This window comes from Okeania sp. SIO2C9 (assembly GCF_010672455.1).
GTDB lineage: Bacteria > Cyanobacteriota > Cyanobacteriia > Cyanobacteriales > Microcoleaceae > Okeania.
On the sequence record NZ_JAAHGO010000037.1, the window covers coordinates 1 to 24,446 of the forward strand.

A 24,446-nucleotide genomic window follows, 5' to 3' on the forward strand; every position below is an offset into this window, starting at 1 on the left:
AAAATTTTGTTTGCGGAGCATTGGGTAGGAAAAGAACTCTGGAAAATGCTACCGCAAAAATTAATCTTTGTTTGATTCGACTAATGCTCAAGAGATTAGCGATCGCCTAATTTTTAGAGATACGATCGGGGGTTCTATAGATATGTCTCTATTTGATTAATTTTCTTCCTTTTTCTGTGTTGCTTATAAATTTTTAAGGTAGTGGTACATTGTAATTTTTTCGGTAACGGTATAGCAAGCATTTCAGCCACCATTCACCATTACTATACAGGACTACCATTTTTAAAACTAAAAAAGGAATAATTTTGATATTGCTCGGAGCGGTCGTACTAAAGAAATAAAACATTTATTGCACATCAGAATCGCTTAATTTTTGAAAAATGAGGAATATTTTTTCGATTGATTAAACATTGGACATCAGTATAGTAAGTTGAGCTGCAAATTTTATTAACATTCAACTCTAAGTTTGAGCATAATCAGTATAGACAGGACTTACGCAACGATACTAACTATAGTGATAATATCCTGAAAGTCACCAAATAATATACTATTTAGTAAATTTAAAATATTTCTAGCATTATTGATTGATTTTTTGCCCATTGTTTTAGTCTTTTGTTAGTATTGAGAAAAAATTTTTTTTTAATGCTTAATGAGCTTGCTTAGTTTAACACTGAAATTTATTTTAGGTTTTCGGTCTAATTTAGGTTTTATAACTTACAGCGCTTTTGCTAATTGATGAACCACATCTTCACAAGCAAAACTTTGTAGGGACGTTCCATGGAACGTCCCTACTGTGGTCTACCCAAATGAAAACCGCTGTAATTAACTACATTTATTAATATACGAACTTGTTACAACTTGTTACAATACGAAATAACCTGATCTTCTGTCTTCTTATTTTTTGTATCTTCATTTCCAAACAAGTAGTAATCAAAATCAAACCAAACTTTGTAGACCCCATTTTTACTATGGTTTATATAAATACTAAATTTATCTACATCATTAGGAGGATATTTGAATTCCCGATCATCTAAAACTTTAGAGTCAGATTTTTGAGTTAAACTAGCACTGTATTTAAACTCTTCCATAGTCAAACCACCTACATCAGGTACATTAGTAAATTGGGGACATTTTGAGTAATCCCAATTAAGAGTTAATCTTTCGACAATAAAAGTACCACTAATATTTTGATTACCTATCTTTATTTCGGCATAACTATTCTTGCTATCTATTTCATTCATATTATATGTAACTGTAGGTTCATTATATGTAACTGTAGGTTTAATGTTAGAATTATTAAGAGGTACTTTAGAGTTTGTACATTCTTGTTGCCACATCTCTAGATATTTAGCAACAAGAGTGTTTAAGTTTTAATAGGTGTATTTGAAGATAGCATCACCTAACGCTTTCCAGGTTTCAGAACCTACCACTCCATCTACTGTAATATCAGGCGATGGAAAAGGAAAAGTAGCGTTATAATTTTCCTGAAACTCAGTTACTATTTGTTGGCATTGACTTGGGAATATTAGGAAAGCCCAAAGTTTTAGCCGTCATGCTGACCCCAAGACCTTGATGGTGTACGATGATAATCTCCAGCAGCCACAAGCTGAAATGTCTGACCTATTGGAGTTTTGATGAAATATAAAATTACTTATTCTGCTGATTTCCGTTCTGGGGTGGACATTAAAACTGAATTATAACAAAGCTTTCAGGAGATGTAGCCTGATTTTACACGAACCCGTGCCCCGACTCGTAGTATTATGCTACTTGAAGCATTGTTCGGAAAAGCGAGGAATTATGAACCCTGATACAGAGAAACTGATGCAGCAATTAGAACAGCCATACGAAGGGGCTGAAATGAAGTCTTTGTATACGGCTGTGGTCACTGTAACACCGGGACAAGAAGAACACGCCCGGATGTCAGGTCATGCGGAAAGTGAGGATGGATTATTAGTCTTAGAACTGGCGATGCCTCAAGAGCTTGGTGGTCGGGGCCAAGGAACTAATCCAGAACAACTGTTTGCTGCTGGATACGCTGCCTGTTTTCATGGGGCACTGGCTTTGGTTGCCAGAAAGATGCGGGTCGATGCGTCTAAGACAACGGTGACATGTGCCGTCACTCTTGGCAGAGATCCAGCAGATGGTGGATATAAGCTTGCTGCTGAGTTAAAAGTGGAAATGCCCAACTCAGAGCGTGAAACATCGGAGCAGGTCGTTGCTCAAGCCCATCAACTCTGTCCGTACTCAAAAGCGATTGCTGGTAATATTGACGTGAAAGTGGTGGTAGTTTAATTCTTGAGTTTTGAAGGTACTTTAACTGCTGTAGGTCTTGCTGCTAATGAGGCATAGACAAGATATGTAGAAAATAGGACATAATGTCAAGCTTTATTGCAGCGAACGCGAACAAAAAAAATAGCCCCTAAGTATATAGGGGCAACGCAACAAAACACACACAAACACATACAATAAATAAAAATAGAAGCTAGTTGATGCTTTTCTTTTTTTTGAGATTTAATCATCTTTACCCCATTTAGGTTGCCATTCTGTAATGCACTACCTAAATAACTGAATTTGATATTACTCCTCATTGTCTGAATTAAAATATTGATTACAACTTTTAGTAAGCTTTCGGTCTTCTTCAGAGAACTTCTTACAAAAATTCTCACTGTATATAGCTGCTTTCCAGTTATAGGCTCTCTTGACTTGTTCAGGGGTTAAGCCTTCAACATTTCTTAGGTCAGTTTTATTTAAGTTAGCACATTTTAGATTTTTCTGATCGTTAATTTTTTCTGTTTCTGTGCAATTAGCATCACCAAATATAGCACCAGTTAAATTTGCTCCTGTTAGATTCGCACTACCTAATTTTGCTCCTTTAAATTCAGAACCAATGAGGTCAGCTCCACTCAAGTTAGCATGATACAATACAGCTTCATTGAATGTGGCTTTAGCCAGTTTAGCTGAATGTTCTGTTCCTGTTTTTAAATCCAATCCAGTTAAATCTGCATTACTTAGATTCACTCGATTCAATGAAGTGTTTAACTTATTCAGATTTTCAATTGCCTTTATTCTTCCCAAATTTTGTTCTTTTCCTTCATGTTTAATAATAATATTCCATCCTTTGTCAATTACATCCATTTCTAATTGCTTATTCTGCATTTCTAATTGCTTATTTTGCATTTCTAATTGTTGTGTATATTGTTTTCTTTCCTCCTTTCCTTCATCATAAGCAAATTTTAATCCCCACATAGGAACTATCATTCCCACCATGATAGAAAAAAATCCTATATGACTTTCAAAATTTTTAAAATTAAGAAAAATAGGAGTCTGAAGAAAATCCCAAGTATCAATAAAATTATACTTCCAGCCTTGATAAAACTCTAGTATTGTTTTTTGCAGAAAATTACTATTTTGAAATTTTGTAGATTTTCTTAAATCTTGTAAATACTTGTCATAACAATAAGCCTTAAAAAGATTAGATAAATCTTCTGCTGGTATATCTATTTCTTTTGATAACTTACATAATTCGTATCTAAAAAGAAATGAATTTGTTTGCTTTTTTTGATAGAATTTTTCAAAGAATCCCAAAACTTTATTGTTGAATTCAGGTTTTTCTAATATCTTTTCTACATTATCTAGTGAATTATCTAAACTTTGTGATAAATTTACTTTGCGACCTGTTAGATTTTGAGTCATAACTAATTTAACATCCTTCATTAAATGTTTGAAATGAGAGCCATAAGCAGACAAAAGTAACCAAAGTTTATATTACGATTCAATCATCTCTAAGATTTTAGGTTTTAGCTGTGAGAAAAATCCTGAAACTCCGCGATCGCCCGGTTGTTATATTGTGACTGCTAAGTTTAAACAGAGTGATATATGTCACATTAATCTGAAACCACTTTGCTTGGCAGACCTCAAGAGTACCCGTTCTACTAAACTTACCCAAACTTACCCATGAGGGTTTTGGAGCTAGCTTCCTGTTTTCCTGCGGAATGCTGCGCAAACACTGAAGATCACTGACTATCGTCTGTAACTTATCTTCTCCACAGGCTTAAATTCGCTCTTGACTCAAGCTACTGATACACATAGTTTTTCAAGTTAACGGCAGCATTCAAATCTCTGTCAGCTTCAAAACCGCATTCACTACACTCATAAGTTCTCAAGTTTAACGGCATTTTCTGTTGACGCCCACAGTTTGAACATATTTGAGAACTTGGATAAAATCTAGGAGCTATAACTAATTCACTGCCGTACCATTCACATTTGTATGTAAGTTGACGCTTGAATTCATAAAAACCACAGTCTGCTATGGCACTTGCTAGTTTATGGTGTCTTGGTGCGCGTTCCCTCTCTTGGTCAGCATTCCCTTGCGTCTGACGCCGACGCGGGGTCTGACCGCTTGCGACTGACGTCGTCGCGGGGTCGCACCGCTTTTTGAGCATTCCACTCACATTCAAATCCTCAATTACTATGGTGCTGTGGTTTAAAGCTCGCCCATGTTGTGAGTTTATGTAGTGCATCTGCTCTGATATCGGCGACTTTCTTGTGAAGTTTTGCTAATTTTTTTACTGCTTTGAGTCGATTTTTGGAGCCAATAACTTTTTTACTGACTGCACGTTGATGACGAACTAATTGTTTTTTTGCTTGTCTGTAGGCTTTGACATTAGCAAATTTACTGCCATCAGAACAGGTTGCTAATGTATTTATGCCTATGTCTACACCTATTGTTTCTCCTACTTTTTCTGTTGGATAGGATTCAAAATTATATTTAAAACTGATGTACCAACTATCTGCTTTTTTTGAGATGGTGACGTTTTTTACTGCTACTGAAGGTAAGATTTCGTATGTTTTTACTATTCCTATTCTTGGTAGTTGTATGCAGTTTCCTTGGAGAATCTTAATACTTCCTTCTAAATAAAAGCTGTCTTTTCTACCTTTTTTCTTAAAGACCGGAAAACCACGGCTCGCAATAGTTAGAAAGTTTTTAAATGCCCTCTCTAAATCTCTTAATGCTTGCCCTTGGTGCACCCGATCGATACCTCATAATACCAGGGATTAATTGATTTGACTTCAGCTACTAAACGCTTATGCAAGGTAATTGCGCTTGGGCGTTTTTTAGTTTCTTCGTACTCTTTTATGCAAGTTGCTAATCCCCAGTTATAGGCAGTCAGGTGCAACTCCTGCGTGTTTGGCAAGTATTGTTTTTTGTTGATTGTTAAGTTTTAACTTAGTTTTAAAGGATTTCATGATTATTAGAGTTGTTGGCATTCAAGGGCAGTTCTGCTGTTTCATATATCCTTAATAAGTTAGATATAAATCTAGTATATCACAGTAAATGTCTAATTGTGTTTCACTTTGTCCAATTATTTTAATACTGTTGATAGCCCCTAACTCTATAGTGGTAAAGAAACACACAGAACACATAAAGTATTAATTCTCTAGCATTAGCCCAGATTCACACAACAAAGCCCAACAAAGCCATTATTCTGCTCAAAAATAAACTCACTGTAATCAGCTAAGTAATCAAGTCCTACTAAATTTAGCCAAATCTCTAAACTTAACCAGACTGTTATTTTGACCAATAAAATTTTCCATCTAACTTGCATGGGAGTATTCTCCTCAAATCTCACTGTCTGAATAACTGAAGTCAGAAGTGGGAGAATTGAACTCCCACACTTGGATAATACAATCTAAAAATCGTTAATCTTGAATCATAATGCTCATCAGAGCATACCAAGTTAAAGGACCGACAATGCCATCAACTTCTAAGCGGCTATTTTTTTGGAATCTCTTGACAGCTGCTTCAGTGTTGGAACCAAACATACCATCTACAACTAGAGAATAGCCCATTTCATTCAGGATCATTTGCAGACGTTTAACATCATCACTGCTGCTACCCCGACCGATAGTAGGAGGCAGTAAAGCTCCCCAAGTTTGAGAACCAACTATACCATCCACTATTAAATTTCGGTCTTTTTGGAACTGCTTAACTGCGGCATCAGTGCGAACACCAAAGATACCATCTTCCACTAAAGAACCATAGCCAGTATTATTGAGAAGGCGTTGTACCAGAGTTACATTATAACCGTTGCTTCCGTTGCGTAAAACTGGTAAAGAAAAAGAACTTGAAACACTTAAAGTCATTGTTAATTCTCCTGTATTAGGATAGATGAGTATGAGAAATTATATCGATTTGGTCAGGAACTCCAGGACTAAAGCCCAAGAGTTTGTACATTCTTGTTGCGATCGCTTCAAGGAAAGAAGCCAACACCTGACCGAATAATTAATAATTAATAATTAATAATTAAATAATTCTGGTTTAAAGCTGACCCTTTTAAGGGGAAAAAGCGGTCGTTTTGCTGGCGCACAACTTCGTTAACGGCTGTCGCCGACATGTTTGCGTAGCATTCCGTAGGAAAAAGCGTAGCTTCCCGAAGGGTGGGATGGATGGGTTTCCTAACCATATCCATCAGACCAAGAGAAAAGAAATAATATTTCCTTATCTTCAATTCCGTAACGGTTTTAACCAGAGGTAATTATCAATTATCCATTATCAATTAATGAACAGCCTAAGATATTCTTTGTCTACATTATCGGCAAGGGTAATTAACAGCTTGACATAATCATAGATTATCTAGTATTATCTATGATAATCTATATTTGATTTTATGCTACTAGGATTCAAAACCGAGTTACACCCAAATAATAAACAAAAAACCTTGCTGGCTAAACACGCTGGTGTAGCTCGTCATGCTTACAATTGGGGATTATGGCTAACTAGGAACATCCTGAACCACAATTCAAATAATCCTTCAGGTAAACTTAAATTTCCTACTGCAATCGACCTGCATAAACTTTTGGTAGCAATGGTTAAACCTAATAACTATTGGTATTATGAAGTATCTAAAACAGCGCCTCAATATGCCTTGAGGTATTTATCAGATGCTTGGAAGCGTTGCTTTAGTAAAGTGTCTGGTCAACCTAAATTTAAGAAGAAAGGTAGAGACGATAGTTTCACTTTAGATGGTTCAATATCAGTAGGTGTGTTTCATATAAAACTACCCCGAATTGGATGGATTAAAACTTATGAAATACTGCCAGATAATGTAACTCCTAAGTCTGTAACTATTAGCAGGAAAGCTGATAGATGGTTTATTAGTTTCAAAGTAGAAACCATACCCCAAATTACTGAAAAATCAGTAGATGTAGTTGGTGTAGATTTAGGAGTAAAAACTTTAGCAACATTGTCAACAGGTGAAGTATTTGAGGGAGCTAAGTCTTATAGAAAGTTAGAAGCCAAACTCTCTCGGTTGCAATACTTAAACCGACATAAAGTCGTCTATTCCTCTAATTGGAAAAAGGCTCAACTTAGGATAGCTCAAGTACACAGCCAAATAGCTAATATCAGAAAAGATACGTTGCATAAACTAACTACTTACTTAGCTAAAAACCACAGTCAGATAGTAATAGAAGATTTGAATGTATCTGGAATGATGGCTAACCATAAGCTAGCTAAAGCTGTTGCCGATATGGGTTTTTACGAGTTCAGAAGACAGTTAGAGTATAAATGTAAGTTATACGGCTCGGAGCTAATCGTTGTTGATAGATGGTTTCCTAGCTCTAAGACTTGTTCTAACTGTGGAACTGTTAAAAAATGTCTGTTTTTATCAGAGCGCGTTTTCAATTGCGAACACTGCAATTTTAGCTGTGATCGAGACTTGAATGCAGCGTTAAATTTAGCTATGGCGGGCAGTTCGTCCGTGACAGCCTGTGGACTGGATAACGCCGACGTTACCAGAATGAAGCAGGAATAGAACAGATAATCATAGATTTATATAGATTATCGTAGGTTTCTAAGAACGGTTAAAGTTCTGACTGCCACGCTCTCGCTCTCAATGACATTCCTGGGAATGCGATCGCCAGTTCCATGAAGAACGAACCGGACAGTTAAACACGGGAGCGTGGGTTAAGCCAGTACTTTCTAAAAATCCTTAGTCTTGAATCATAGTGCTCATCAGAGCATACCAAGTTAAAGGACCGACAATGCCATCAACTTCTAAGCGGCTATTTTTTTGGAATTCCTTGACAGCTGCTTCAGTGTTGGAACCAAAAATACCATCTCCAACTAGAGAATAGCCCATTTCATTCAGGATCATTTGCAGACGTTTAACATCATCACTGCTGCTACCCCGACCGATAGTAGGAGGCACTAAAGCTCCCCAAGTTTGAGAACCAACTATACCATCCACTATTAAATTTCGGTCTTTTTGGAACTGCTTAACTGCGGCGTCAGTGCGAACACCAAAGATGCCATCTTCCACTAAAGAACCATAGCCAGCATCATTGAGAAGGCGTTGTACCAGAGTTACATTATAACCGTTGCTTCCGTTGCGTAAAACTGGTAAAGAAAAAGAACTTGAAACACTTAAAGTCATTGTTAATTCTCCTGTATTAGGATAGATGAGTATGAGAAATTAGATCGATTTGGTCAGGAACCCCAGGAGTAAACTCCAAGAGTTTGTACATTCTTGTTGCAGTCATATCTAGAGATGTAGCAACAAGAGTGTTTAAGTTTTAATAGGTGTATTTGAAGATAGCATCACCTAATGCTTTCCATGTTTCAGGACCTACCACTCCATCTACTGTGATGTCAGGTGATGGAAAAGGAAAAGTAGCGTTATAATTTTCCTGAAACTCAGTTACTATTTGTTGGCATTGACTATCGTAGTTGGCATCAAATCTCACGTTACTTGTAATCAGAGATGGTCTACCTTGTTGGAGACCAAACCAATAGATTGAGGATAGTAACTGTTCAAGAAAGCGAACAGCATCTCCGCTATCACCCTCTTTTAAAGTAGGTAAAGTTGATACAGTCATTGTTGATATAGCCATTTGAGAAAATTCCTTATTACTTCATTACAAACAACAGAGTTCAGTTTTGTTGAGCATCAAGCTCGACTTCTTTGAACCTCATATATTCATTAAATTTCACTGCATACTGACTTATCGCCTGAGAATATCTGACTTGTGACTGACTTTTAGTTAATCAATGCTAAAGTATATATAGTAGTTAGATTTAGGAGCCATGCCAAGGTCACTTAAAGTTCGTCAAGGATGCATTGAAACAGTCAAACTAGCAGTCAGGCGTAATGGCTTTCCCAGCCAGCGAGCTTTGGCTGAGGATGTCGGCTTGGCTTTGGCCACAGTCAGCAATTTCCTCACGGGTAAACCTGTTGACTTTACGACTTTTGAAGAACTTTGCAGTAAATTGATGTTTTCGTGGAGAGAAATCGCTGATTTAGATTTTGATGTGCCATCCCAGACAAGCAATTTTAATCCTGAAACTCCTCAGTTCAGGGATGTCAACCCGGACAAGTCCCCTCCTTACCCCAACGGCCCAGTCCCCCTAGATTCTCATTTTTATATCGACCGTCCCCCGATGGAACAACTGAGCTGCAATGAAATTCTTAAACCCGGAAGTGTTACTCGCATTCAAGCACCTCGGAAAATGGGAAAAAGTTCCCTGCTGCTCAGAATTTTAGCTTTTGCTCAACAACAGAGCTACAAAATAGTAAAAATAGACTTTCAGGAAGCAGATAAGGCCGTTTATGCTCACTTAAATAAATTCTTACGCTGGTTTTGTGCGAATATAGCTCGCCAGCTACAACTACAACCTCTTCTAGACGAATATTGGGACGAGGAGATGGGTAGTAAAGTAAGTTGCGGGATTTATTTTGAAGGGTATTTGTTAGGGCAAGTAGACACCCCCATAGTTTTGGTCTTAAACGAAATTAATTTCGTTTTTGAACATCCGGACATCGCTGAAGAATTTTTACCCCTGCTGCGATTTTGGCACGAACAAGCAAGGCAAAGTACGCTATTTCAAAAACTGCGTTTAGTTGTAGTTCACTCTACAGAAGTGTATATATCCCTAGATATTAATCAATCTCCATTTAATATAGGATTGCCGATCAAGCTGCCTGAATTTAATTTCAAGCAAATTCAAGATTTAGTAACCAGACACGGACTAAACTGGACAGAAGGAGATAGAGTGGAGCAGTTGATGGCAATGGTGGGAGGACATCCTTATTTAGTGCGCATTGCTCTCTACCATTTGGCTCAGGAACAAATAACATTAGAAACATTGTTACAACAAGCTCCTACTCAAGGAGGAATTTATGGTGGTATTTTACGCCATCACTGGGAAATCATACAAAAAAAACCAACACTATCAGCAGCACTTCATCAGGTGGTAATGACGAGCGAGAGCGTCAAGTTGGACCCAATTGTGACTTATAAACTAGAAAGTATGGGACTTATCAAATTAGACGGCGATCGCGCCTACCCCTCCTGTCAAATGTATCGTCTTTATTTTGCTGGTCAATACCAACAACCATAAGGGGGAAGGTATCGGGGGTGCTGGTTTCCCCACTCCTCCACAGGGTGGGGCGGAAAGCACCCCCTTACACAAATAAATGTTTATCCACTGTTTTCACTTGTTTTGTCTACCTCCCGACTGATTTTTTATGTATTTTTTGACTATTTCCAAGGGTGCGCCACCACAGGAAACTATACATTTTGAGTCATGCCATAACCAGCGCTTTTCCCCAGTAAAATTGGTTGATTTGTTGGGCATATTTTCGTCTAATAATTCTGCTGGTAGCAGACTTTAGAGATGATATTAGCTGAGAAATATTATTGTCTGGGTGTAACTGAATTAATATATGCACATGGTCAGGTTCACCCTCAAACTCTTCGGCGTTGGCAACGTCTAGCAGTTAAAACATGCATCTATAATTTCTTTCATGTCTCAAATCATATTTTTGGTCAAAACTTTTTTCCTGTATTTGGTCACGAAACATATATGCAAGTGAATATCATAAACTACATGAGCACCTTTATTAAATTGTTTCTCCATAATTTCTACTTAAGAGCTGACTTTCCCCATGCTAATATGTTAATATAATTTTAGCGACTCAAAGATTAAAGGAGGTGATAGTCATTATGACAAATAGAAGATTGACTTTTCGACTCTACCCGACAAAAGTACAGAAAGAAAAACTATTTTTAGCCAGAAAGCTACACCAACTTTTGTATAACGCTTGTGTCGCTCATAGACGGTTTGAGTGGAGAAAAACGCGAAGAAGTGTAGATTACTTTACTCAACAAAACGCATTGCCTGGTTTTAGGCAGCAGTGGCCAGATTACCAGCAACTCAATCTGACTACGCTACAGGCAACAGTCAAGCGTGTTGACTTAGCTTATAACGCTTTTTTAAAAGGAATTAGGAAACGCCCAAAGTTTAAGTCAATTAGAAATTACTCCGGTTGGACTTACCCAGATGGTCGGCAAGGTTTTAAAGTGCAGATTGAATGTAGCCAAAAATATGCAGTCAACTGTGGATGGGTGACACTTAATGACTTGGGTGTGAGACTCAGGATGCGGGGTAGGTTTAAGTATTGGGGAAAACCTACTACTTGTACGATTGTTTATCGTCCTCATAAAGATGAGTGGTATGCTTCATTTAGTATCAAGACCTCAGAACCTGAACCATTGTTTGGTAGTAAGTCTCCACTGGATTATGAATCAATTGTGGCTTTTGATTTAGGATGTGAAACAGCATTGACCTGCTATGACGGGTATGGGTTCGACTCAATCAGCAATCCTAGATTTGACAGGGAGTTTGCCCCAAAAATTAAGCAAGCTTCACGTCAACTAAAAAGAAAGCAGCGACCAATTAAAGGTAAGCAAAAAGCATCAAGTAGATGGAAAAAAGCGAACAGAAAAATCTCTAAACTCAAAGCCAAACAGTCAGCCAGAAGAAAAGATTGGCAGCACAAAATCACAACAGAAATTGCTAGTTGTTATGACATCGTTGTGACCGAAAAGTTAAATGTTAGAGGTATGACTCGCAAGGCTAAAAAAGGTAAACGCAAAAAACAGAAAGCAGGTTTAAACCGTGCCTTATTAGATGTGGGTTTTGGAGCGTTAAACCAAATGGCGCTGTATAAAATCCTAGCTAAAGGTGGTTTGCACATAACCATAGATACCAAAAAAGTCAAGCCATCTCAACGTTGCCCTAGATGTGGAACTGTTCATAAAGAATGGGCGAAATTGAGTAATCGTTACCATATTTGTGATGATTGTGGATTTGAAATACCAAGAGACCAAGGCTCGGCCATGGTAATGTGGAATGTTGCTGCAGATCGGCAACCGGGGTTAGGAACTGGCCTCGTTAATCGTCGATGCTCAAGCTCTACTGATTCGACCTGTAAGCATACTGGCTCGATGAGGCAACTGGGGCAAATGAAGCGATCAAAATCTCAAAGTGTGGACTTTGTTGACGGGGACTTAGAAACCCCGTCCGTCTACACGGCGGGGTAGTTCATGAAGAAAATACGGTTATTGAAGTGCGGAATGTGGGATATAAAATCTGGTTATACAGTTATCGCACTTTCTACTTCCATGCAATGCAGACATAAAATGCCCACTTATCCCCAGATAATTCCAACTCTCATCCTTTCTTCCTACTGACCAAAAAATAAGGTCAATAGCCTCCCCTTTCAAGGGGATGAAAAAAAATCAAGTTCAATATTTCAATTCACTTTACTTTCCTAGGTCATGCTGCGCAAACAGGCAGAGGTACGGATAACTGATAACTGATAACTGATAACTGAAATGACTCCTGACTCCTCTGATCATACAATAACTAATTATCCGGATACTAATACTATATGACGTATCAAATTGGTGGTAGCTTGCAAGATGATTCGCCCAGTTACGTCGAAAGACTTGCTGACACTCAATTATATGAAGCCTTAAAACGAGGGGAGTTTTGCTACGTGCTGAATTCTCGTCAAATGGGCAAATCTTCCCTATTAGTTAGAACTAGACATAAATTACAAAAAGAAGGTATCAAATGTAGCACTGTCGATCTAACTAATATTGGCAGTAAACATATTACTCCTACACAGTGGTATAAGGGAGTAGCTGGTGAGTTATGGCGGGGGTTTCAACTTTTAGGCAAAGTTAATTTGAAAAAATGGTGGAAAGAAGAAGAAGATATTTCTTTACTGCAAAGATTGAGTCGTTTTATTAGTGATATTCTGCTCAAACAATTTCCCGAAAACAATATTGTCATTTTTGTAGATGAAATTGATAGTATTCTCAGTCTAGATTTTTCTGTAGATGACTTTTTTGCACTAATCAGATTCTGTTATAATCAACGAGCAATATATCCAGAATACAAACGTATAACTTTTGGCATTTTTGGGGTTGCCACGCCATCAGATTTAATTAAAGATAAAACCAGAACTCCCTTTAATATTGGTCGCGCCATTGAACTAGACGGTTTTACATTAGAGCAAGTTCAACCTTTAGCAGCAGGATTAAAAATTGGAATAGGAGATAGTTTTGAAGTTATAAAACAGATATTGTATTGGACAAATGGGCAACCATTTCTCAGCCAAAAGTTATGTAAATTAGTGGTTGAAGCTAGTCGAGATTCAGTCAGTGAAATTATCACTATTCCCGCAGGGAACGAAGAATTTTGGGTGGAAAGCATAGTGAGAACGAAGATGCTGCACAAGTGGGAATCACAAGACGAGCCAGAACATTTAAGAACAATTAGAGATAGGATTCAAAGGAATGAAAAACGTGCCGCCAAGTTATTAGGAATCTATCAGGCTATTTTACAAAGAAAAGAAATAGAAACAGATGACTCTCGAGAACAAATGGAACTAATTTTGTCTGGTTTGGTAGTGAAAAAGGATGGTTTATTGAAGGTGAAAAACCGGATTTATGCGGAAGTCTTTAACACAGAATGGGTAGAAAAGCAATTAAATGTCCTACGTCCTTATTCTCAGGTATTAGAAGCTTGGATAGCATCAAACAAAACTGACCCTTCTCGTTTGTTGCGGGGACTGGCATTAAAAGATGCTCAAAAGTGGTCTCAGGGGAAAAGTTTAAGCGATATAGATTATGAATTTTTAGCTGCGTCGGTAGAATTTGACAAGTTGGAAATCCAAAAAGCATTAGAAGCTGAGAAGACTAAAGCAATTGAAGCACAACTTGCAGAGGAACAAAAAAGATTACTGCAAGAGCAAAAAACTGCTAAACTACAAAGGATATTTCTGGCTGCAGTCAGTTTGGCATTATTAATAGTTTCTGGCTTGGGAATAATAACTTTTATACAATATCAACGAGCAGAAACTCGTGAAAAGGAAGCAATAATTAGCGAAATCAAAGCATTAGTGTCTTCTTCTACTGGAAACTACAACTCACATCAAAGGTTGGATGCACTTTTGTCTGCGATTGAGGCTAACAAAAAATTACAAAAATTAAGACAAGTAGACTCAAAGCTCAAAAACCAAGTTGAATTAGTACTTACGAAAGCCTTGTATGGGGTAGACGAGTACAATCGCCTAATCGGTCACAGGGCAGGACTTTGGGGAGTTGCGGTTAGTCCCGACTGCGAGTTCATTGCCTCTGCTAGTGCAGATCGAACCGTCAAACTCTGGAATAAAAACGGCAAGTTATTGACAACTTTCACGAGTCACAATTCCGGGGTTTTGGGAGTTACTTTTAGCCCAGACGGAGAAATAATTGCCTCTAGTGATGAACAGGGGAATATCTTGCTGTGGTATAAAAATGGCAAGTTGTTGAGAACATTGAAAGGACACAGTGGAGCGGTTGCAAGAGTTACTTTTAGTTCCGACGGTAAGATCATTGCCTCTGCTAGTGAGGATAAAACAGTTAAACTCTGGAACAAAAGTGGCAAGTTATTGAGAACATTAAAAGGACATAGCATGAAAATTGCTGATGTGGCAATTAGTTCCGACGGCGAGATTATAGCTTCTGCTAGTACAGATCGAACCGTCAAACTCTGGAACAAAAACGGCAAGTTGTTAAATACTCTAACTGGTGTTGGAGTCAGATCAGTTGCAATTAGTCCCGACAGCGAGATCATAGCTTCTGCTAGTCAAGATGGAACAGTCAAACTTTGGAACAAAAGCGGCAAGTTGTTAAATACTCTAACCGATAATGATGGTATTATTTATCGTCTGGCCTGGAGTTCTGACGGACAAATGCTTGCTTCTGCTTCGATAGACACTACAGTGAAAATCTGGCATCGAGATGGGAGATTGTATAGAACTTTGAGAGGACATAGTGCTGTTGTTAGAGATATTGCTTTTAGTCCTGATGGAAAGACGATCGTCTCTGCTAGTGAAGATAAGACTGTAAAACTCTGGAAACTTGACAACAGTTTGTATAAAATCCTTACTGGCCATGAGGATTGGGTAGGGGCAGTCGCCTGGAGTTTTGACGGAAGTTTACTTGCATCTGCATCAGCAGATACCACCGTTAAACTCTGGCAAACAAATGGTAAGTTACTCAGAAGTCTGGAAGGACATCAGGCTATTGTTTTTGATGTGGATTTTAGCCCTAATAATAGAACTCTCGCATCAGCATCATCAGACAATAGCATTAAACTCTGGCAAACAAATGGCAAGTTGCTGCAAACCCTTGAGAAAAATGTTGTTTTTTGGGGGGTTGCCTTTAGTCCCGACGGTGACAAAATAGTCTCCGCTTTGGGAAACAATACAGTTAACCTCTGGCAAACAAATGGCAAATTGTTACTCACTCTGACAGGACATACTGCTGAGGTTAAAGACGTTACTTGGAGTCCTAACGGCAAGATAATTGCCTCGACTTCTGTTGATAATACGGTTAAACTCTGGCAGGCGGACGGAAAGTTATTGAGAACTCTTACTGGACATAAATCGACAGTTAGAGGTGTAGTTTTTAGTCCCGATGGCGAGATTATTGCCTCTGCTGGGGCAGATAATATGCTTAAACTCTGGCAGCGCGATGGGACCTTATTAAGAAGCTTTTTTGGACATGATGCTTCTATTTGGGGAGTAGACTTTAGTCCCGACGGCAAAATTATTGCCTCTGCTTCTTTGGACAAAACAGTCAAACTCTGGAACATTGACGGTACTTTATTAAAAACTCTAACCGCACACTCTGGTGGAGTTAGAGGAGTTGCTTTTAGTCCTGATGGAAAAATTCTCGCTTCTGCTAGTAGCGATCGCACCATCATTCTGTGGAATTTGGATCGGATTCTTCAGCTTGACAAACTAGCTTATGCTTGCAATTGGGTCAAAGATTATCTACAAACCAATCAACAGTTAGAACAGAGCGATCGCAACCTGTGCAGTGATTTCGGTTAATTGTTCGACTTTTGCTTGTTAAATGAACTGTCGGGAGTGCCTTTGAAACACCCCATTACCCAAGGATATGAGTCTGTGACAAAGTAACCGTATACGCCATTGATTGTCATACCGTTACATTCATCTAAATCTCCTAATTCTGCGACATATTCGTAATCATCTCTGTATGATCCATCGTATATTCCACCAGGATTTTTACACTTAATCTCTTGTCGTTCCCCTTCTTTTAGCTGATAGCTTGATTTAGCTTTTCTGACCGTGCCATTATCATCGTATATTCCACCAGGATTTTCACACTTAATCTCTTGTCGTTCCCCTTCTTTTAGCTGATAGCTTGATTTAGCTTTTCTGACCGTGCCATTATCGTCGAAATATGAACCAAAAATAGGGAATCCATCTGCTGCAAAACCAATTACTGGCGAGACGATAGCATTCTCCGAATCGAATAAAGCAACAGGAGAACCATGATAATGATAGATGCCACTTGGCTGTGTGTGTGCGTTGTGGCTATCGGTCTGAAAGTCATTCAAGCTAGACATTGGGTCAAAGCGCCATGGTTGCTCCATATCACTACAGCCAATTTTTCCGTCACCCACGCCATAGCAACCAGCTGAAAGTAAGTCTAATTTGACGCCATTAAGAAAAATTGCATTGTCTGTAGCAAGGGATAGCTCTGTATTTTTGGATGCTTGTTGTGGATTCGTCGTAACTTCAAGAGTGAGATTTTGTGCAGACACATCCGTTACAAATTGACTACTGTTGAAGTCATAGTTCGGTATAGCATTGGTAGTAAATATACATTTATCACCACTAACTGAAACCGATAAATTTCCTTTGAACTCCTGATTGCTCTTAAGATCTTTTACAGAAGACGTGTAAGTTTTTACATAATCTGCACAACTAGGTTTCCTTTTCTTCAAAATCACGTCTGTAATGTCCTTGCTATTTTGCCGATTCTTTATTCTTTGTTTAGAGCTTGATTCAACTTTTCTGACCGTGCTATTATTTGCGTATACATTGTGGCTATTGGTATTAAATTCACTCAAGCTAGACATTGGATTGCTAGTGTTATTTAGACCTATTGCTGAACTGTTATTAGGACTGAATCCAATCAAGAACAAGACGAGCATTATTATGTAAATGTATTTCAATTTCATTATTTACTCCTAATAAATTTGGGTGTTTGAGTAGCAACTGCGATCGAAGTGGGGTTAAGCCCAAAACCAAATCACAGTACCGTACTTCTACTGGCTTTACTTGCAACAGTTGAGATAGTATTTTTACATTGTAACCATAACGTACCAGTTACGGTTCCAAATCTTTCTTGATAATAACACTTTTCGATAGTTAATTTAACTGTACAGTGAGCTGTCTAATAGTTAATGTACAGTTCACTAGACACCTATTTTGGGTCTATTAATAAGTAAATCTTACAGTGGTTTTCATTTCAGTAGACCACAGTAGGGGCAAATGGCATTCGCCCTTTTGGTTATGACGATGTGGTTCATCAATCTGAAAAGCGCTGTAATGTAACACAGGCAGAAATGTCCGATTTATTGGAGGTTTATAGATGTTATACCAAATTCAAAAAAGGTAGTTACATCTTAATTTGTGATTTCTTGCTACAATTAAAAATTGTATATATCCATCAAATTTCAAAGTTAAGCATTTTTTCCCCTTTTTTATCCAGTTTTTCTTTCCCTGTTGCCTTCCGGAGCTGTTGCCTGTTGCCTGTTGCCTTCCGGAGCTGTTGCCTGTGTTGAGACTGTAGCAATATTTTATGAAATTGGTATTAGAATGGCAAGATATCAATATTTTTTCGATCAGAATTTCTGACGATCAAGGATTAATTGAAATGTTGTTGAATAATATTGATTACTTCAAATCTAAACCAGTGAATATTCCCAAAATTATTATTCTACTTGACAATAGACATCTCCAAAAATACTCAAACGCCGATCCTAACTATCTTTAGTCGAGGGATAGCGTGCGCTTAACCGGAGGTTATCGCCACTCATCAAGATAGTTAAGTTGTACGGTTTTATGGGTATTAGAGATACTTCGTGTTACGAATATAAATATTTATTGTACTTTCCTCCTTATTTTTTATCTCATTTTTTCATGATTTATACTAATATAAATGAGCCAATCCTTAGTCTAACTAAACCACATATTGTTAAGATTACTTTTTGATAATTATTATTTTTTAATCTGAATATTTCTCTAGCAACTCCAAAGATTTTGATTAATCTTCAGATCGTGTTCTACAAATATTATCTTTTTGGCTTTTTCTTGATTTTCTTCTTTGATTTCTGGTAGCATTTCTTTTTTTATTGGTTTCTTTTTTGGTGTAGTTGTTCTCTCTACTCCTTCATCAGCTTTATCTCCTTGAAATTTTTGTTTTTTATCAAACTCCCATTCGTTGTTTTATGAATACATTTACATCACTTACTGGACTTTTTTATCCTACTATTACATCTACTATTTCTTTTCCTGTCTTGAGTGCTTCTTACATTCGCCGTGCGACGGCGAATTAAGCACTCGCTTTTGGTGTCGTTATTATTTTATTTTTTAAAGTATGATTTTTCTTTTTTCCTGAGTAATATTTTTCTGTTTTTTTATATTCACCTGGTCTTTCTCTACTTTGTTCTTTACTATCTACAATTACAGCAGTTTTCTAGTTGATGAGGTACAAAGTTTTATTGCTCTAGGGAACAGGCAACAGGGAATATAGAAATAAATAGTCTTATAGCTCTACCTCACTATCCTCAAAAGTGCTGTAATTCTGGTGTTGCACAGTGACGAATGATTTGACATTTTTGATGAACAGAATTTTGGATTTGAGAATTGCCATAATAATGAATATTAGGTTTTTTAGAGTCAAATTATCAACTAATTTTTGGCAATATCATTCCATAATGTGCAACCCCGTAATTCTAATTCTGTTAATATTTCCTTAACCCATTATAATTCATTTTCTTTTTTTTTTACTTGTTCTAATCAACTTACTGGTAGTAATTCTTTGAGAATATCTATCCAGTAATGAAAAATATTATTAGCACTTTATATCAAATCCGGTAGCATCGGTGTAATTAGATAGTTAATCTAGGAGGACCGAGTCAGGAGGACCGAGTCAGGAGGGAAGAGAATGCGCGAAACATTTGCTCTTGGATGAAGATGAAAATTTTTTTTATACCGAACCCGAGCGGATTTGATATTATTCACTTATACCAAAGTTTATTCCTCATGTTTAAAAAATTGGTATATGATGCCAATAAAATAATAGAGTTGTCGCTAAATAGATAGAAAAAATCGCTCAAATTAAGACACAGTAGTAATTCCAGACGTTCTTATGTAAAAATGGCTAAAATCCTTACATGATAAGGGTTTACCAGTTTTTTATAGTTATAAAGCGACAAGTCTAATATTTAAGTGATTTATTATTCCTTGGTTAAAGCCTTTTTTCTTCCTTCACCTGCTTGAATTAATCTTTTTTGAGCATGCTAACACCAAAATTAATCTTTGTTTTGTAAGGCTAATGCTTAAAAGACTAGCCATGAGTTAAAAAGAACCAAAATGGGTTCTATATGGCTCCCCTAAACAATTTAAGAACTATTCCCTGCTCCTGCTTCATAAAACCGATATAAAACGTCTCTCTTGGTGCGCGTTCCCTCACAGGAGTCAGCATTCCCTCTCTTGGTGCGCGTTCCGCAAGCGAGCTGTCGGCGGCGCGGGGTCGCACCGCATAATTAGTGACATTTTAATGTTTACTTCCTGCTTCCACCGGAACTGTCGGCAGCAGGACCTCCACAGGCATTCACGGTCAAGCTGACCGCATTTCTTGAGTGTGTCTTACATTCCGAGGGAACCTCGGAATTACACACTCGCTTTCTTAAATTAATTGAAGCATTTCCTACGGAATGCTCCGCAAACAAGTCTCGGTCAATTGATCAACCGCATTCTGGACAGTCATAAGTTCTGATGTTCAAAGGCATATCCTGTACATGACCACAACTAGAGCAAGTCTTAGATGATGGAAAAAATCTGTCTACTGCTACTAATTCACAGCCGTACCATTGACACTTGTATTCAAGCTGTCTTCTAAACTCATAAAACCCTTGATCTGCTATTGACTTAGATAGCTTATGGTTAGCTAACATTCCAGACACATTCAAATTCTCAATCACAACAGTGCCGTGGTGTTTGGCGATTGTTGTTGTCAATTTATCAAGTGCATCTTTACGGATATTAGCTACTCGTCTATGTTGTTTGGCTAGCTTGACTACTGCTTTGTACCAATTCCTTGAATGCTTAAGTTTCTTACTCAGTTGTCGTTGTAACGCGCGCTAATCTATTTTGCGCTTTTTTGTAAGGCTTAATACTCTCGAATACTTCACCTGTGCTTAGTGTTGCTAGTGTCTTAATTCCTAAATCTACACCTACAACTTCTGTAGTTTTTGGTGTTGAAGTCGGAGTAAATTCATTCGTAGGGGCGAACGGCCGTTCGCCCCTACAACTTAAATACCATTCACCTGCTTGTCTACTGATAGTTATTTTTTGAGTTGTTGCTTCACTCTTGTTCATAAGTTTTGACCATACCAATAAAAGGTAATTTATGATTCCATCCGTTTAATTCTATTGGTTTCCCACAATTATCTATTGTGAAGGAATCGTGTTTACCTTTTTTCTTAAACCTTGGGCGTTTACCCAACCCTTGAAAAAACCTCTTAAATGCTTCACCCAAGTTAATAAAAGCATATTGATAAACTTTAGATGAGAGGTTTTTCATCCAGGGGTAGAGGGGTTTGGTGTGATTAGTAAAAACCTCTCTGAGTTTACGTTTGCGCAGCATTCCGTTTGCGTAGCATTCCGTTTGCGTAGCATTCCGAAGGAAAGGAAAGGAAGGGTTGGGCTTGTAACCATCTATGTAAGCAGCATTCCATAAACTTAAACCCCAGTTGTAGCACCATCTGCTATAACCTGCGTGTTGTGCCATCGCCCGTTTTTTGTTTATTATTTAATTTGAGTTTGGTTAGTCATGGATTTCATGGAGATTGAGGGCAGTCTATCTAATGGTATGCTTTTTAAGGTATTATATCGTTATTCGTTGATTAAGTCAATGCTCCTATCTACTTTTCATGCTTGTTATCAACTTCTGAGGGTCTTTGGACTCAGATAGACCAAAATTTTACACTAATGAGTCGCACTACACTAAATGAGCAATAGTTACCCCACTACCGCCGTCATTTCTAGACGCTAACTCATAACGCTCCACCAACGGATGATCCTGCAAAAATTCATGGATACCCTGTCTCAATTTACCAGTACCTTTACCATGAATAATCCACAACAAACCATATTCGATCGCCCTAGAAAGTGCCCTATCTACCTCAATTTGAGCATCTGCAACCCGACTTCCACGAATATCAATACTATTTTGAGAAGTACGAACAGCTAAACCACTAGAATTAATCTCCGGTTGAGCTTCTTTAGACTTACTTTCTGACTTCTTACTCTTTTGCGCTTCTACATTTTTACTCTTTTTAGAAAGTTCTGCTTTTTCACCATCAAGAGATTCCACTTCTGCCAAATTAACTGTCATTTTCATAATTCCAAATTTAACAGTTAATTCATCATTCTCATTAGGAGCGCTCAACACTTCTGCTGTTTGCCCAATTTTGGGAATCCGAATACGATCGCCCTCCTTAGGCATAAAATTTGGTTTCTTGACAGGGAGAGTACGAGAAGGCAAATATTTCTCAGAAATTTCATTAATAGCTTCCGTAGCTTTCTGAGCATTTCGAGCAGTTAACGGACCCTGTTGTAAATTCCGAATTACTGTAGCAATTTCTGCCTTTGCCTCAGCAATTTTTTCCTGTACCGCTATCTCCTGTGACAACTGTAAATCTCTTTCTCTATCCTTGAGCGCAGCAGCTTTTCGAGAAACTTCCCGATGTAAAGACTCAGTTTCTTGTAGTAACTCAGAAGCTTCTTTCGCCTTTGTTTCCTGTTGCTGTCTTTGAGCTTCCAAACCTGCAATTACCTGATTCACATCCTCAGAATTTCCTCCCACATAATCTTGCGCTCTATAAATAATCTCCTGTTTTAAACCCAACTTGCCAGCAATAGTCATAGCATTAGAACGCCCTGGAATTCCCCAAAGCAACCGGTATGTAGGTTGTAAGGAATTGATGTCAAATTCTACAGAAGCATTTTCAAACCTTTCATCGTCATATTTGAGAGCTTTCAGTTCTCCAAAATGGGTAGTTGCCACTGTTAATAGCGCATGGTCAGCCAAATATTGCAAAATAGAAGTTGCTAAAGCACTACCTTCAGTGGGGTCTGTACCAGCACCGATTTCATCTAACAAAACCAGGGTAGAAGATAAACCAGAATTTTCTGGATTTTCATCCTCATCTATTGCTTCTAAAATCCTAATAATGCGTCGAACATGACCAGAAAAAGTAGATAAACTTTGTTCTAACGACTGCTCATCACCAATATCAGCCAAGATTTGTTCAAACCACGGCAACTCCACAGGTTCATTGGCAGGTATAAATAATCCTATTTTTGCCATCAGTGCAGCTAACCCCAAGGTCTTCAGAGTAACAGTTTTACCACCAGTATTAGGTCCCGTAATTGCCACCACTTTGACTGGAGATTTCACCGTCACATCAATAGGTACAACATCATTTCCTTCTTCGTATTGCTGTTGCCAAACTAACAACGGATGTCGCAATTGACGAATATTCACGGGGCGATCGGAATCTGGTTCAGTAAATTGAGGTGGGTTTGCTCCTAACCATAAACTATAACGAGCGCGAGCTGTGGCGAGGTCAATTTTAGTAGCAATTATCAGTAACTGCTCCAAGTCTTCCTTGACTTCCGCCACTTGTTCTGTTAATGCTTGCCGAATTGCTTCCTCTTCTCTTTGGGCCTGACGCTGTAGTTGTCGCATTTGGTTATTGAGGTTGACAACTCCATTAGGTTCAATGTATAATGTAGAGCCTGTTGTCGATGTATCGTGAACAATACCAGGTACGGCATCCTTTTGAGGAGCTTTGACAGGAATTACAAAGCGATCGCTCCTTTGAGTAATAATAGGTTGTTGGATAGCACTAGCTTTCCGTTGTAAAATGCCTCGAAGTATCCCATCAATGCGATCGCGTAAATGGTGCATTTTTTCTCGAATACCTGCTAGTTTGGGACTTGCCCTGTCTGTAACATCTCCCCTATCATCTATACAGCGGTGAATTTCCTGTTCTAGTTCTGGATAAGTGCGTAACTCAGCTACTAATTCTGGTAAAACTGACAACTCATATTCTGGCTCATAATTATCAATTGTCCGACGTAACTTACGAGCCCCTGCCAGAGTTGTTGCAATAGCTAAAAGTTCACTTCCAGAAAGTATACCACCTAGTTCTGCTCTTTCCAGGGAATCTCCAAAGTCTTCAATACAATCAAAGGACAAACCCTGGGGAAGACGAGTTTCTAGTATATAAGCTTCCTTAGTTTCAGCTAATAGTTGTATAGTTTCCGCTTTTGTTGACGGAATTGGTAAATAATTAGTCGTGTTTTGGCGATCGCCGATATTAAAAGTCCTAGAATTGTGGAGCAATATTGCACCCAATTTCGTCGCTGTAAAAGTGGCCAAGTGTTGACACAAGCGAGGCCATTCCAGTAATTCTAAAGTCTCGGATTGAATCAAAGCTTAATATATATAAAGTATTATGTACTATGAATTATATTATACTACAATTATTGCAAAATATTTCGGAACTCAAAATCGGAAGTCTGGAGACCGGAGCTAGATAGATTTGTCTAGGACTTAAGCAGTATAGCAATGAGCGCTGGTATATTTACAAATTGCAGTCAAGGCCAAATAGCTAAAAGTCTTATCTTCTCGGCAATTTACTCCCCCTGTTGCCTGTTGCCTGTTGCCTGTTGCCTGCGCACAGCGCTATACAACCGATTTTCGTCATTGTAACCCACAAGGTTTGCGCAGTAGTCCGGAACAGATAGCAATCTCAAATCCTAATTTTTCGTAATCGGTATGATAAATAGTGGGAGCATTTGACCCGCAATTAAGGAACAAGGAACAAGGAACAAGTAACAAGGAAGAATATTTGAAAGAAAGAAAAAATAGATATTTCCCAAGTTTTTACACAAACGATACCAACGGCCATGATATTACCAACAGATATCTCCGGAAAT

17 protein-coding genes and 3 pseudogenes are annotated in these 24,446 nt (G+C 38.1%); 7 read left to right on the forward strand and 13 right to left on the reverse strand.

Annotated features, from left to right (window positions below; translation table 11 throughout):
• Positions 1-851 precede the first annotated feature (851 nt).
• Positions 852-1,337 (reverse strand): hypothetical protein, encoded by a 486-nt coding sequence (locus F6K23_RS24315; protein ID WP_293160591.1) that lies wholly within the window; start codon positions 1,335-1,337, stop codon positions 852-854.
• A gap of 460 nt (positions 1,338-1,797) precedes the next feature.
• On the opposite strand from F6K23_RS24315, the gene F6K23_RS24320 reads away from it, so the two are divergent.
• Positions 1,798-2,292: an organic hydroperoxide resistance protein gene (locus tag F6K23_RS24320; RefSeq protein WP_293160593.1), complete on the forward strand. Its 495-nt coding sequence runs from the start codon at positions 1,798-1,800 to the stop codon at positions 2,290-2,292.
• A gap of 285 nt (positions 2,293-2,577) precedes the next feature.
• Here F6K23_RS24320 and F6K23_RS24325 read toward each other — a convergent pair whose 3' ends face one another.
• The 5 genes from F6K23_RS24325 to F6K23_RS24350 form a co-directional block, all read right to left on the reverse strand.
• Positions 2,578-3,693, reverse strand: a complete 1,116-nt coding sequence (locus tag F6K23_RS24325) for a pentapeptide repeat-containing protein (protein ID WP_293160595.1) — start codon at positions 3,691-3,693, stop codon at positions 2,578-2,580.
• Positions 3,694-4,073: 380 nt separating this feature from the next.
• The gene (locus F6K23_RS24330) at positions 4,074-4,520 is read right to left on the reverse strand and encodes an RNA-guided endonuclease InsQ/TnpB family protein (RefSeq protein WP_367267804.1); all 447 of its coding nucleotides are present in this window, start codon (positions 4,518-4,520) and stop codon (positions 4,074-4,076) included.
• Positions 4,462-5,028 carry a transposase gene (locus tag F6K23_RS24335; protein WP_293160597.1) on the reverse strand — a complete coding sequence of 189 codons (567 nt, stop codon included), beginning with the start codon at positions 5,026-5,028 and terminating at the stop codon, positions 4,462-4,464. The genes F6K23_RS24330 and F6K23_RS24335 overlap by 59 nt, the downstream gene beginning before the upstream one ends.
• Positions 5,029-5,444: 416 nt before the next feature.
• Positions 5,445-5,606, reverse strand: coding sequence for a hypothetical protein (locus F6K23_RS24345; protein ID WP_293160599.1), 162 nt, complete (start codon positions 5,604-5,606; stop codon positions 5,445-5,447).
• Between the two features lie 94 nt (positions 5,607-5,700).
• Positions 5,701-6,144: a peptidoglycan-binding protein gene (locus F6K23_RS24350; RefSeq protein WP_293160601.1), complete on the reverse strand. Its 444-nt coding sequence runs from the start codon at positions 6,142-6,144 to the stop codon at positions 5,701-5,703.
• A gap of 524 nt (positions 6,145-6,668) precedes the next feature.
• Here F6K23_RS24350 and F6K23_RS24355 point away from each other — a divergent pair.
• Complete coding sequence (locus F6K23_RS24355) at positions 6,669-7,814, forward strand: RNA-guided endonuclease TnpB family protein (protein ID WP_293160602.1); 1,146 nt, start codon at positions 6,669-6,671, stop codon at positions 7,812-7,814.
• 177 nt (positions 7,815-7,991) lie between these two features.
• Here F6K23_RS24355 and F6K23_RS24360 read toward each other — a convergent pair whose 3' ends face one another.
• On the reverse strand, positions 7,992-8,435 hold the full coding sequence (locus F6K23_RS24360) for a peptidoglycan-binding protein (protein ID WP_293160604.1): 444 nt from the start codon (positions 8,433-8,435) through the stop codon (positions 7,992-7,994).
• A 139-nt stretch (positions 8,436-8,574) separates the two neighbouring features.
• A complete protein-coding gene (locus tag F6K23_RS24365) occupies positions 8,575-8,892 on the reverse strand; it encodes a peptidoglycan-binding protein (RefSeq protein ID WP_293160606.1) in 318 nt (105 codons plus the stop codon).
• Between the two features lie 193 nt (positions 8,893-9,085).
• Between F6K23_RS24365 and F6K23_RS24370 the strand changes: the two genes are divergently transcribed.
• Positions 9,086-10,399: an AAA-like domain-containing protein gene (locus F6K23_RS24370; protein ID WP_293160608.1), complete on the forward strand. Its 1,314-nt coding sequence runs from the start codon at positions 9,086-9,088 to the stop codon at positions 10,397-10,399.
• A 93-nt stretch (positions 10,400-10,492) separates the two neighbouring features.
• On the opposite strand, the pseudogene tnpA reads toward F6K23_RS24370, so the two are convergent.
• Positions 10,493-10,730 (reverse strand): annotated as a pseudogene (gene tnpA / locus F6K23_RS42090) (IS200/IS605 family transposase).
• On the opposite strand from tnpA, the gene F6K23_RS24380 reads away from it, so the two are divergent.
• The 3 genes from F6K23_RS24380 (at position 10,676) to F6K23_RS24390 (ending at position 16,232) form a co-directional block, all read left to right on the forward strand.
• On the forward strand, positions 10,676-10,966 hold the full coding sequence (locus tag F6K23_RS24380; protein ID WP_293151654.1) for a hypothetical protein: 291 nt from the start codon (positions 10,676-10,678) through the stop codon (positions 10,964-10,966). The pseudogene tnpA and the gene F6K23_RS24380 overlap by 55 nt on opposite strands.
• A gap of 38 nt (positions 10,967-11,004) precedes the next feature.
• Entirely contained in the window at positions 11,005-12,384 is a 1,380-nt protein-coding gene (locus F6K23_RS24385; RefSeq protein WP_293160610.1) for a transposase, read from the forward strand.
• Positions 12,385-12,734: 350 nt separating this feature from the next.
• Complete coding sequence (locus F6K23_RS24390) at positions 12,735-16,232, forward strand: AAA-like domain-containing protein (RefSeq protein WP_293160612.1); 3,498 nt, start codon at positions 12,735-12,737, stop codon at positions 16,230-16,232.
• Here the strand turns inward: F6K23_RS24390 and F6K23_RS24395 are convergent.
• The gene (locus F6K23_RS24395) at positions 16,229-17,389 is read right to left on the reverse strand and encodes a YHYH protein (protein WP_293160614.1); all 1,161 of its coding nucleotides are present in this window, start codon (positions 17,387-17,389) and stop codon (positions 16,229-16,231) included. The two genes, F6K23_RS24390 and F6K23_RS24395, sit on opposite strands and share 4 nt — an antisense overlap.
• Positions 17,390-18,012: 623 nt before the next feature.
• Here F6K23_RS24395 and F6K23_RS24400 point away from each other — a divergent pair.
• Complete coding sequence (locus tag F6K23_RS24400) at positions 18,013-18,207, forward strand: hypothetical protein (RefSeq protein WP_293160616.1); 195 nt, start codon at positions 18,013-18,015, stop codon at positions 18,205-18,207.
• Positions 18,208-19,196: 989 nt separating this feature from the next.
• Here the strand turns inward: F6K23_RS24400 and F6K23_RS24410 are convergent.
• The 3 genes and pseudogenes from F6K23_RS24410 to F6K23_RS24430 form a co-directional block, all read right to left on the reverse strand.
• Positions 19,197-19,295, reverse strand: a pseudogene (locus F6K23_RS24410) (DDE transposase family protein); the annotation flags it as partial.
• A 704-nt stretch (positions 19,296-19,999) separates the two neighbouring features.
• Positions 20,000-21,265: pseudogene (locus F6K23_RS42915) on the reverse strand (RNA-guided endonuclease InsQ/TnpB family protein); the annotation flags it as partial.
• 173 nt (positions 21,266-21,438) lie between these two features.
• A complete protein-coding gene (locus F6K23_RS24430) occupies positions 21,439-23,940 on the reverse strand; it encodes an endonuclease MutS2 (protein ID WP_293160622.1) in 2,502 nt (833 codons plus the stop codon).
• Between the last annotated feature and the right edge of the window lie 506 nt (positions 23,941-24,446).